The 9,927-nt window shown below is 61.6% G+C and carries 13 protein-coding genes and 1 pseudogene; 10 read left to right on the top strand and 4 right to left on the bottom strand.

The features are described from left to right. From QZY07_RS27095 to QZY07_RS27085, 3 genes and pseudogenes are all read left to right on the top strand, one after another. Window positions 1–680, top strand: a pseudogene (locus tag QZY07_RS27095) (hypothetical protein); the annotation flags it as partial. Continuing rightward, entirely contained in the window at window positions 677–943 is a 267-nt protein-coding gene (locus QZY07_RS27090; protein WP_295409609.1) for a DUF4258 domain-containing protein, read from the top strand. The pseudogene QZY07_RS27095 and the gene QZY07_RS27090, both read left to right, overlap by 4 nt. A 1-nt stretch (window position 944) precedes the next feature. Then, complete coding sequence (locus QZY07_RS27085) at window positions 945–1,214, top strand: DUF2283 domain-containing protein (protein ID WP_295409606.1); 270 nt, start codon at window positions 945–947, stop codon at window positions 1,212–1,214. 156 nt (window positions 1,215–1,370) lie between these two features. Here QZY07_RS27085 and QZY07_RS27080 read toward each other — a convergent pair whose 3' ends face one another. Continuing rightward, entirely contained in the window at window positions 1,371–1,697 is a 327-nt protein-coding gene (locus QZY07_RS27080; RefSeq protein WP_295409604.1) for a type II toxin-antitoxin system PemK/MazF family toxin, read from the bottom strand. Further along, the gene (locus tag QZY07_RS27075) at window positions 1,694–1,918 is read right to left on the bottom strand and encodes an antitoxin MazE family protein (RefSeq protein ID WP_295409600.1); all 225 of its coding nucleotides are present in this window, start codon (window positions 1,916–1,918) and stop codon (window positions 1,694–1,696) included. The genes QZY07_RS27080 and QZY07_RS27075 overlap by 4 nt, the downstream gene beginning before the upstream one ends. Window positions 1,919–2,080: 162 nt before the next feature. Between QZY07_RS27075 and QZY07_RS27070 the strand changes: the two genes are divergently transcribed. The 6 genes from QZY07_RS27070 (at window position 2,081) to trpC (ending at window position 7,721) form a co-directional block, all read left to right on the top strand. Beyond that, window positions 2,081–2,287 carry a type II toxin-antitoxin system HicB family antitoxin gene (locus QZY07_RS27070; protein WP_295409597.1) on the top strand — a complete coding sequence of 69 codons (207 nt, stop codon included), beginning with the start codon at window positions 2,081–2,083 and terminating at the stop codon, window positions 2,285–2,287. After that, the gene (locus QZY07_RS27065; protein ID WP_295409594.1) at window positions 2,287–2,508 is read left to right on the top strand and encodes a type II toxin-antitoxin system HicA family toxin; all 222 of its coding nucleotides are present in this window, start codon (window positions 2,287–2,289) and stop codon (window positions 2,506–2,508) included. Before QZY07_RS27070 ends, QZY07_RS27065 begins: the two co-directional genes overlap by 1 nt. A 48-nt stretch (window positions 2,509–2,556) precedes the next feature. After that, window positions 2,557–5,181, top strand: coding sequence for a DEAD/DEAH box helicase family protein (locus QZY07_RS27060; RefSeq protein WP_295409592.1), 2,625 nt, complete (start codon window positions 2,557–2,559; stop codon window positions 5,179–5,181). 68 nt (window positions 5,182–5,249) lie between these two features. Continuing rightward, entirely contained in the window at window positions 5,250–5,837 is a 588-nt protein-coding gene (locus QZY07_RS27055) for an aminodeoxychorismate/anthranilate synthase component II (RefSeq protein ID WP_295409590.1), read from the top strand. Further along, window positions 5,834–6,856 carry an anthranilate phosphoribosyltransferase gene (gene trpD / locus QZY07_RS27050; protein ID WP_295409588.1) on the top strand — a complete coding sequence of 341 codons (1,023 nt, stop codon included), beginning with the start codon at window positions 5,834–5,836 and terminating at the stop codon, window positions 6,854–6,856. Before QZY07_RS27055 ends, trpD begins: the two co-directional genes overlap by 4 nt. Window positions 6,857–6,890: 34 nt before the next feature. Beyond that, complete coding sequence (gene trpC, locus QZY07_RS27045; protein WP_295409585.1) at window positions 6,891–7,721, top strand: indole-3-glycerol phosphate synthase TrpC; 831 nt, start codon at window positions 6,891–6,893, stop codon at window positions 7,719–7,721. On the opposite strand, the gene crp is transcribed toward trpC, so the two are convergent. Beyond that, window positions 7,718–8,374: a cAMP-activated global transcriptional regulator CRP gene (gene crp / locus QZY07_RS27040; protein WP_295409582.1), complete on the bottom strand. Its 657-nt coding sequence runs from the start codon at window positions 8,372–8,374 to the stop codon at window positions 7,718–7,720. The genes trpC and crp overlap by 4 nt on opposite strands. Window positions 8,375–8,519: 145 nt before the next feature. On the opposite strand from crp, the gene QZY07_RS27035 reads away from it, so the two are divergent. Beyond that, a complete protein-coding gene (locus QZY07_RS27035; protein ID WP_295409611.1) occupies window positions 8,520–8,936 on the top strand; it encodes an OsmC family protein in 417 nt (138 codons plus the stop codon). 266 nt (window positions 8,937–9,202) lie between these two features. Here the strand turns inward: QZY07_RS27035 and QZY07_RS27030 are convergent. Continuing rightward, a partial coding sequence (locus QZY07_RS27030; RefSeq protein ID WP_295409578.1) for an IS982 family transposase occupies window positions 9,203–9,927 on the bottom strand: 725 nt, incomplete at its 5' end.

Raw genomic sequence — 9,927 nt, 5'->3', positions numbered from 1 at the left:
TGGTCGAATGCGAGGACTACGCCGACACCCTCACCGCCGAACGCGCCCGCCGCGTCATCGACGGCTATGCCTTTTCCGGCAACCAACGCGAAGAACTCCACCGCGAACGGCTCACCTTCACCAGCCTGAAAAAGGCCGACAGGCTGCTTGACCATGTCGAATCCATCAAGACCCTGGAAGGCCATCGCTTCGACCGCATCAAGTCCGAGGTCAAGGACGGCGAACTCATCGTCACCGGCGAAAAGGCGATCACCGAACGGGTCGCGGGACTGGGCGGCAGTTTCGCCTTCTGCACCCTGGGCGAGGCCGTGGAGATGGACCGGATGCTCACCGGCGACTCGCTGCCGGCCTTCGCGCAACTGGGCGCACTGCTGTTCCACACCGCCACCAATGAGATCGCCCCCAGCCCGCTGCCGAACGAGGAAGTGGCGGGCTGCGGCTATCTCGGCGCCTCCAGCCACGATCATGTCTGGCTGATCTACCGCCCCGATCTGGAATTTCTCAAATCCCGCGCGGCGGCCCTGACCCTGTCGCGCGCCGAGGCCCTGGTGAACGCCAAGCCGGACAAGCCGCATCGGGTCTTCGCCCCGGCCAAGTTCGTCTCGCAAAAGCTGCTGAATGATTCCGGTCTGCCGGTCGAATTCGCGCCCCTGCCGTTTGCCCTGTATCGCATCGCATGAAGCGGCGCGCCTTTCCGGATTGGTGGCAGTGGGATCTCGAATGGACGCCACACCTGCTCAAGCGCATGGAAGACCGCCGATTCAACGAGGTCGACCTGCGGGAGATGCTCCAACACGCCAGGAGTTACAGACAAGATGTGGTCGAGGGTCGTTGGGTCATCGAGACCCGACATGACCAACATCCCTGGGAGGTCATTGTCGAGCCAGACACGATCGAGCGTGTCCTGGTGGTGATCACCGCTTATCCTGTATGGGACCAATGACATGAAGACCCCTTATCTTGAAGTCACTTTTCGACACGGGCGCGCCATGGCCGCCTATCTCTATCTTCCGCGCGCGCCGCATGACAGGAGTCACCGAACCGCGAAAGCCGATCCCGGCATGATCGTCGATTATGCCGAGGACGGAAGGCCGATCGGTATCGAGATCACCGCGCCAATGAACGTCACGGTAACGGACCTGAACCGGATCCTCGCCGGTCTTGGCGCGCCGGAACTGACGGCGGACGATGTCGCGCCGCTCAAGGCCGCCTGATATTGCGTCACCACAAAGATGATTGGCTCATGGGGCGAATTGAGTGAAGGCATCCTCTGACGGGGAAGCACTCCCTTCTGAATCGACTGCTTGTGCTGACCTGGCACCGGTCAACCACACATTTCGCCCCATGAGCCAGATGATTTTCTATCGCCTTCACTTTGCGATTCCCAAGAACACCGCCAGGCAACGATCGACCTCCACCATCGCAGTGGCATCCATGCGCCCAAAGGCCGCGCTGACCTTGTCGCGTTTCACCGTCATGGCCTTGTCCACCATCGCCTGCGATGGCTTTTGCAAGCCATTTTCCGCACTGGGCTGAACGGTGATGCGCAACAGCGGTGCGGCAACCAGCGTGCCGGTCAGTGGCAGCACGGTCACAGTGGCGTGCTCGTTGAACTGATCGGACTGGATCACCAAAGCGGGTCGCGGCTTGCCACAATCGCCTTGCATGGCGACAGTGACCAAGTCGCCGCGTATCATTCGGTCCAGCCATCCAGGTCAGCCAAGGCGTCATCCATGAACTGCTGCATGTCCGTGTCGGCCATATCCGCTTGAGCGACAAGGCGAGACTGACGGCGGCATTCTTCCGCAAAGCCGGGCCGTCGCGTATCGGGCACCCAAATCTGCACCGGACGAAGCCCTGACCCGCGCAGCGCATCGCGGTGCTTTTGAACGCGTGCATTCACGTGCGTGGTTGCCATGCGAATCTCCTTTATTGAGTTGCATGTAACACAATATACCGCAATGCATGTTGCATGCAACATATCCACACTACGAAACTTGTTGCACCGGAACTGACAGCGGACGATGTCGCGCCGCTCAAGGCGGCGTGACATTGCTCCACAACAAAGAGGTCGTTGACCATGAAATTCTCAGTCACCATCGACAGAGACGAAGACGGTATCTGGATTGTGGAATGCCCATCAATCCCTGGGTGCGTGACTCAAGGAAAGACAAAAAACGAGGCATTGGCAAATATCGAAGAAGCAATCCAGTTATGCCTGGAAGTTCGCGCGGAACAGGGTTATCCGCTCACGATCGAGACCAAGCAAATTGAGATCGCTGCCTGATGCCGTCTTTGCTCAGACTCAGCGGGAAAGAAGTGGTTCGGATATTTGAAAAATTCGGATGGAAAATCGCTCGGCAAAGAGGTGGCCATATCATCCTGGTCAAAGACGATCGCCTTGCGACTCTGTCTGTTCCGAATCACAGTGAAGTCGCAACAGGAACCCTCCGTAGCCTGATAAGAGCCTCTGGCCTCACGCCCGATCAATTCTCCGATAACAGCTAGGGCTTCTGGCGATCCGGTTCCGATCCACTAACGAACGCTGACACAACGATGCGCGATCTTGACTATCAGGCACGGGTGCTGACCCTGTTCGACGCCTATCTGACCGAACTGTCGGCGCAGAAGAAACGCGCGGATGGTATCGCCGATCTGGCGCGTCAACAGCCGGACCTGGGGCTCGACATCCCGGATTTCGCCGCGAACGCCTGGAATGCGCTCAAGACAGCCGGCCGGCTTCCGCCCTCGCGCGCGGCCATTCCCTACTCGCCGCGTCTGGATGGCATCGGCCGGGCGACGCCCAATGCCGTGTTCAAGGTGCCGACCGGCGGCGGCAAGACCTATCTGGCGGTGTCCGCGCTGTCGCGTCTCTGCGGGCGTTATCTGGGCCGGAACACCGGCTTTGTGCTGTGGATCGTGCCCAACGAGGCGATCTACAGCCAGACCAGGCGCCAACTGACCGACCGCCAGCATCCCTATCGGCAGATGCTCGACCGCGCGGCGGCGGGGCGGGTGAGGATCCTGGAAAAGACCGATCCGCTCGACGCCCGCGATGTCGAATCGCATCTGTGCGTCATGCTGCTGATGCTCCCATCGGCCAACCGGCAGAGCCGCGAATCCTTGAAAATGTTTCGCGATCGCGGCGACGTGCGGGGGTTTTTTCCGCCCGAGGGCGACGTGGAAGCCCATCGGCTGGTGCTGGACCAGATACCCAATCTCGACGCTTACGGCACATCCGCCGAGTCCGGAGCCTTCTGGCCGCTGGTCAAGGATTCGCTGGGGAACGCCCTGCGTCTGATCCGCCCGGTGGTGGTCATGGACGAAGGTCACAAGGCGATTTCGGAACTGGCCTTCGCGACCCTCTACGGCTTCAACCCCTGTTTCGTGCTGGAACTGACCGCGACGCCCAAAGATGTCGCGGCGCGCGGTGGCGCGAACCCGCGACCGGCCCGCCATGCCAATATCCTGGTCGAGGTGGCGGGCACCGAACTGGACCGCGAGGGCATGATCAAGATGCCCCTGAATCTCGACCCCCGCCAGGGGACCGACTGGCGCAATACCCTGAGTGCGGCGCTCGACTGTCTGAATCGGCTGCAAGTCGAGGCGCGGCGACTGCACGGCGAACGCGGCCGCTACATTCGTCCAATTCTGTTGGTTCAGGTGGAGCGCACCGGCCGGGATCAACGCGACGGCGTCCATATCCACGCACTTGATGCCAAGGACTGGTTGCTCACGGCGGGACTGGACGAGGCCGAAATCGCCATCAAGACCGCCGACACCAACGAACTGGCCAACCCCGAGAATCAGGATCTGCTCGCGCCGACCAACCGGGTGCGGGTCATCGTCACCAAGCAGGCGCTCCAGGAGGGTTGGGATTGTCCTTTCGCCTATGTGCTCTGCGCCCTGGCGGCCAGTCAGAATCTGTCGGCACTGACCCAACTGGTCGGGCGCATCCTGCGCCAGCCACAGGCCGACAAGACAGGCATCCCACTGCTCGATGAAAGCTATGTCATCACCCACCACGCCGCGACGGCGGGTGTGGTGGAGGCCATTAAGACCGGGTTGCAAGAAGACGGGCTGGGTGATCTGGTGAAGGAACTCAGAATCAGCGGCGACAGCGGCAATCCTGACCACGGCAGCCGTTCGATTCCCCGGCGCGAGGCGTTTGCCAAGACTGAAATCTATCTGCCACGAGTGCTCGCGGTTGAAGGCGGCAGGATTCGACCGCTCGATTATGAACAGGATATCCTGTTCTATCTGGACTGGTCGGCGCTCGATCCCGCGCCGCTGATTGCGCATATTCCCGACAACGCCCAAAGCGCCGAACAGCAGATGCGCCGTTTCCGGCTGGCCGATGTGGGCGAAGAACGCATCCTTGACGAGATCAGCGGTCACAGCGTGGAGATGCTGCGCTTCGATCCCGCCTACGCGGTGCGGATGGTCTCCGATCTGGTGCCGAATCCCTGGATTGCCCGCGAGATCGTCGGGCGTCTGCTGGCGGGGTTGACGGCGCGCGGTTTCGACGCCGAGACACTGGGCGCGGTGGGCGGGCTGATCGTCGAGCAATTGCGCCGCTGGCTGGACGGCGAACGCGACCGCATGGCCGAGGCGGTCTTCCGAGCGGCGGTCGCCGAGGGGCGAATTCAGTTCCGGCTGCGCACCGACGATCATAACTGGCGGATGCCGTTCATGGCCGATACCTATGAGCCGGAGGGCGCCGAACAACTGATCGGGAAGAGCGGCGGACCGCTGCAAAAAAGCCTGTTCGCGCCGCTCTACAAGGGCGATTTTTCCAGTCAGGACGAGCGCAACATCGCGGTCTATCTGGACAGCGAGGCCACCTTGACCTGGTGGCATCGCAATGTCGCCCGCCAGCAGTACGGGATTCAGGGCTGGCGGCGGGGTAGGATTTATCCCGACTTCATCTTTGCCCTGCAACGCGCTCGGGAGACGAACCGGGTGGTGGTGCTGGAAACGAAAGGACCGCAGTTGGCCGGTAATCTGGATACCGAGTACAAGCAGGCCGTGTTGCGGCTGATGTCCGATCACTACGCCATCGAGTCCCCGCGCGTGGGCGAGTTAGAGCTGGTCGATCCCGGCGGGACGGTCGTCCATTGCGACCTGCTGTTGATGCCGGATTGGAAAACCCGATTACCCAATGAATTCTTGAGAAAATGAGCGGTTGACAGAGCAAACCCGCGCATTGGCGACGATGGCCATACCGAACAAACAAGGGCAGACGCTTTATGTTGCTGATGATCGACAATTACGATTCCTTTACCTACAACCTGGTGCAGTATTTCGGCGAACTGGGCGCCGAGGTGCGGGTGGTACGCAACGACGAACTCTCGGTCGAGCAGGTGGCGGCCCTGCAGCCGGAACGCATCGTGATCTCGCCCGGTCCCTGCACCCCGAACGAGGCCGGTATCTCGGTGCCGCTGATCCGGGCGCTGGCGGGCCGGGTGCCGATTTTGGGCGTCTGTCTCGGTCATCAGTCGATCGGGCAAGCCTTCGGCGGCCAGATCGTCAAGGCGCCGGCGGTGATGCATGGCAAGACCTCGCCGATGTATCACACTGACCGGGGCGTGTTCCATGGGTTGGCCAATCCGTTCGAGGCGACCCGCTATCACTCGCTCGTGATCGATCAAGCGAGCCTGCCGGAGTGCCTGGAAATCACCGCCTGGACCGAGACCGAGGACGGCGCTCGCGACGCCATCATGGGCGTGCGTCATCGCGAATTGCCCATTCAGGGCGTGCAGTTCCATCCCGAGTCGATCCTGACCCAGCAGGGTCATGACCTGCTGCGCAACTTCATCGAGGGCCGTGACGAATGAATATCAAGGACGCTATCGCCCGCTGTCTCGAACGGCATGATCTCGGCGAAGAAGACATGACCGCCGTGATGCGCGCCATCATGACCGGCGGCGCGACCTCGGCCCAGATCGCGGGCTTTCTGGTGGCCTTGCGTATGAAGGGCGAGACGGTGACCGAGATCGCCGCAGCGGCCTCGGTGATGCGCGAGCTGGCGACCGGCGTGGACCTCGGCGGGCTGGAACGGACCGTCGACATCGTCGGCACCGGCGGCGATGCCTCCGGCACCTTCAACGTCTCGACCACCAGCATGTTCGTGGCGGCGGCGGCGGGCTGTCATGTCGCCAAGCATGGCAACCGCTCGGTCTCCAGCAAGTCCGGAGCGGCCGATGTCCTGGAGGCGGCAGGCGTCAATCTGACGCTGACGCCCGAGCAGGTGACCCGCTGCGTGCGCGAGGTCGGTGTCGGCTTCATGTTCGCGCCCGGCCATCACGGCGCGATGAAGCACGCGATCGGGCCGCGCCGCGAGTTGGGCGCGCGCACCATCTTCAATATTCTTGGACCGCTGACCAACCCGGCCGGCGTACCCAATCAGGTGCTGGGCGTTTTCAGTCCGACCCTGCTGGAGCCGCTGGCGCAGGTCCTGCAACGGCTGGGCAGCCGGCATGTGCTGGTGGTCCATGCCCGCGACGGTCTGGACGAGATCAGCATCGCCGACACCACGGACGTGGCCGAACTGAAGGACGGCGCGATTCATCGCTATCGCATCCGGCCGGAGGATTTCGGGCTGGTTCGCGCCGATCTGGAGACAATCCGCGTCAAGGATCCTCTGGAGAGTCTTGCCCTGCTGCGCGGAGTCCTGGCCAACCAACCGGGTCCGGCGCGCGATATCGTCCAGCTCAATGCCGGGGCGGCCATTTACGCGGCGGGCCGCGCGGAGACCCTGGCGGAGGGCATGGCGCTGGCGGATGCCGCGCTTGCCAGCGGCGAGGCGGCGCGGCGGCTGGAGCGCTTAATCGCGCTGACCGCGAGCTTTGCGTGATACTTCGTCGAACGCGGTTCAAGAGAACATGAATATGGCCGAAACGCCCGATATCCTGAAAAAGATCGTTCATCGCAAGCTGGAAGAGGTGCGTGTGCGTTCCGCACGCCTGCCGCTGTCCGCACTCATCGCGCGAGCGGGCGACGAACCGGCGCGCGGTTTTGCCGATGCGCTGCACGCGAAGCTCGCCGTCGGTCAACCGGCGGTGATCGCCGAGATCAAAAAGGCCAGCCCAAGCAAGGGTCTGCTGCGCGCGGATTTTCGGCCCGCCGAGATCGCGGCGAGCTATGCCGGCGGCGGCGCGGCCTGTCTCTCGGTGCTGACCGATATCGATTTCTTTCAGGGCAGCGATGACTATCTGAAGGAGGCGCGCGCGGCCTGTGCGTTGCCGGTGATCCGCAAGGATTTCATCATCGACGCCTATCAGGTCCACGAGGCCCGCGCGATGGGCGCGGATTGCATCCTGCTGATCGCGGCCTGTCTCGACGATGCGCGTCTGCGCGACTTGAACGCGCTGGCGCATGCGCTTGGCATGGATGTGCTGGTCGAGGTGCATGACGCGCTGGAACTGGAGCGGGCGCTGGCGGTGCCCGGACGCCTGATCGGCGTCAACAATCGGAATCTGCGGACCTTCGAGGTGAGCCTGGAAACAACGCTCGCGCTACTCGGGTCCATTCCCGCCGATCGGCTGCTGGTGACCGAGAGCGGCATCCTGGACGGCGGCGATGTCGCGCGGATGCGGGCGCACGGGGTGCATGCCTTTCTGGTCGGCGAGGCGTTCATGCGGGCCGACGACCCCGGCGCCGAGCTGGCGCGGCTGTTTTTCAGCCCGCCGGGTAGAGCGCGTGTCGCCGGTCCGTCCTAGCGCGTCCCGAAGACCACGATCGTCTTGCCTTTGACGCTGACCAATCCCTGTTCTTCCAGGGTTTTCATCACCCGCCCCGCCATTTCGCGCGAACAACCGACGATGCGCCCGAGTTCCTGGCGGGTCACGCGAATCTGCATGCCGTCCGGATGGGTCATGGCGTCGGGTTGTTTGCAGAGATCGAGCAGGGTGCCGGCGATGCGACCCGTGACATCGAGAAACGCGAGATGGCCGACCTTGCGGCTGGTCGTGCGCAGCCGTTGCGAGAGTTGCAGGCCGATACTGTAGAGAAACTCCTTGGCGACATCCTTGAGTTCCTCGCTCAGCAGTCGATCAAGACGTTGATAGGTGATTTCGGCGACCTTGCATTTCGTGCGGGTGCGAATGATCACGCTCCGGGTATTCTGCGGAACGAACAGGCCCATCTCGCCGATGAACTCGCCCTTGTTGATGTAGGCCAGCAATAATTCGCGACGCTCTTCCTCGTCATCGATCATGGCCGCGACCGAACCCTCGATGAGGTAGTACAGCGTCTCCGCCGCCTGGCCCTGACGGATGAAGTCGACATTCTTCTCATAGGTTTTGGTGTGGCATTGCGCCAGAAATGGCTCCAGCCAGCGTGGAGTTTCCTGCAGCGGTTTCAGTATGCTCATAGAGTGGTCTGTTCAAAGGCTGAGGTTGTTAACGATTCTAGGCATGCTGCCGCGCCTTGTCGAACTATGCTAGCCTCCCGGCAGTGAAAAACCGGAATCTTTCAAGGTCCGACCGGCGGACCGAATGCATCGATCGGGAGGCGGTATGAAGGCGCGGGTGAAGTGGATCGAGGGTGTCGCCATGCTTGGCGAGTCGGGTTCGGGGCATGGCATTGTCATGGATGGTGCACCTGAATCGGGCGGACGCAATCTCGGCGTCAGACCCATGGAGATGTTGCTCATCGGCATGGGCGGCTGTACTCAGTTCGATGTCCTGACGATCCTGCGCAAGGCGCGCCAGGCGGTAACCGACTGCGTGGTGGAACTGGAGGCGGAGCGCGCCGCGACGGACCCGAAAATCTTTACGAACATTCACGCGCATTTCATCGTGACCGGCCATGCCCTGGACCCCAAGCGGGTCGCAAAGGCCATCGGCTTAAGCGCGGAAAAATATTGCTCGGCATCCATCATGCTTGGCGCCATGGCGACCATCACTCATGACTTCGAGATCCGCGACGTCTGAGTCGCGAACCGCGTGAGCGTCAGGGACTGGTGGCCGGTCGCTGACAGCGCCTTGCCGGTTTCCGAAAGATTCCCCGACTTGCGAGTTTCGCTTGCATCGACCGATCCTGATCGGTAGTTTGCGCGCTCCCAATTTAACCGACAAACCCCCAAGGAGCTTTTCCCGACGATGCCCACCACGCTGAAGAAGCTGCGTCTGCATGGATTCAACAACCTGACCAAGACGCTCAGCTTCAATATATAACCCAAGTTGCCACCTTGGCTGATTCAGAAAAGGAAGTTGATGCTACAGGCCAGGATAAAAAAAGCCGTCTTGAGTTCAAAACCGGCAGCGGTCACGCTGTGGATATGTTTGGGTAGCAGTCGTTCGATGAGGCTCCCGGTTGTTTCCACAGCATGACGAGCGGAGGACATCAAGTACGTCAGCGCCGGTTCATGGGGACGCTTGGAGTTTTTCTTACGGAGCGGCAGCAGAGACAAACCGGCCTCCTCGAGCAGATCCTCATAACGATAATCGTTATAGGCTTTATCGCCAGTGATCGTCGCCTGAGTCGGGAGATCGAAGGCATACTGTTTCAATGCCTTGGCATCGCTGTCTGCACCGGGCGTCAGAAAAAACTCGACGGGTTGTCCGTGAGCTGTAACCATTATGTGGATTTTCAGGCCATAGAAATAACGGCGTTTGCTCGCCTGGTAGCCGCGCCAGGCTTCGCCCCGATAGCGACGACAGCGCCGAATCCGGATGTTGTCGCAGACGGGGAGCGGGAAGCTGTCGACGATGTAGAGACGCTCGGTGTTCAGTTCATGCCCCAGGCTGGCCAAGACGTGAAACAACGGCATCACGAACGGTTCGCAACGATGGAGACGGCGCACGAAGCGACTCGCTCTGAGCCGATGTGACAGATAGCCCGTTTCATGCAGGAACCGATGTGCCCGTTTGAAGCATCCGCCAAACTCGAGGGCGGCGACCAACGCGGTGGTGAGAATTTCCG

Origin of the sequence: uncultured Thiocystis sp. (genome assembly GCF_903866365.1) — a bacterium.
Lineage (GTDB): Bacteria > Pseudomonadota > Gammaproteobacteria > Chromatiales > Chromatiaceae > Chromatium.
Note: the sequence above shows the minus strand (reverse complement) of the source record. Positions and strands in the feature narration are given on the sequence as shown.

Excerpts from the sequence above, each read along its gene's own strand:
- trpD (WP_295409588.1), top strand. The coding sequence starts at position 5,834 with ATGAATATCAAGGACGCTATCGCCCGCTGTCTCGAACGGCATGATCTC.
- QZY07_RS27060 (WP_295409592.1), top strand. The coding sequence starts at position 2,557 with ATGCGCGATCTTGACTATCAGGCACGGGTGCTGACCCTGTTCGACGCC.
- crp (WP_295409582.1), bottom strand. The coding sequence starts at position 8,374 with ATGAGCATACTGAAACCGCTGCAGGAAACTCCACGCTGGCTGGAGCCA.
- QZY07_RS27065 (WP_295409594.1), top strand. The coding sequence starts at position 2,287 with ATGCCGTCTTTGCTCAGACTCAGCGGGAAAGAAGTGGTTCGGATATTT.
- QZY07_RS27080 (WP_295409604.1), bottom strand. The coding sequence starts at position 1,697 with ATGATACGCGGCGACTTGGTCACTGTCGCCATGCAAGGCGATTGTGGC.
- QZY07_RS27070 (WP_295409597.1), top strand. The coding sequence starts at position 2,081 with ATGAAATTCTCAGTCACCATCGACAGAGACGAAGACGGTATCTGGATT.
- trpC (WP_295409585.1), top strand. The coding sequence starts at position 6,891 with ATGGCCGAAACGCCCGATATCCTGAAAAAGATCGTTCATCGCAAGCTG.
- QZY07_RS27085 (WP_295409606.1), top strand. The coding sequence starts at position 945 with ATGAAGACCCCTTATCTTGAAGTCACTTTTCGACACGGGCGCGCCATG.
- QZY07_RS27035 (WP_295409611.1), top strand. The coding sequence starts at position 8,520 with ATGAAGGCGCGGGTGAAGTGGATCGAGGGTGTCGCCATGCTTGGCGAG.
- QZY07_RS27075 (WP_295409600.1), bottom strand. The coding sequence starts at position 1,918 with ATGGCAACCACGCACGTGAATGCACGCGTTCAAAAGCACCGCGATGCG.
- QZY07_RS27090 (WP_295409609.1), top strand. The coding sequence starts at position 677 with ATGAAGCGGCGCGCCTTTCCGGATTGGTGGCAGTGGGATCTCGAATGG.
- QZY07_RS27055 (WP_295409590.1), top strand. The coding sequence starts at position 5,250 with ATGTTGCTGATGATCGACAATTACGATTCCTTTACCTACAACCTGGTG.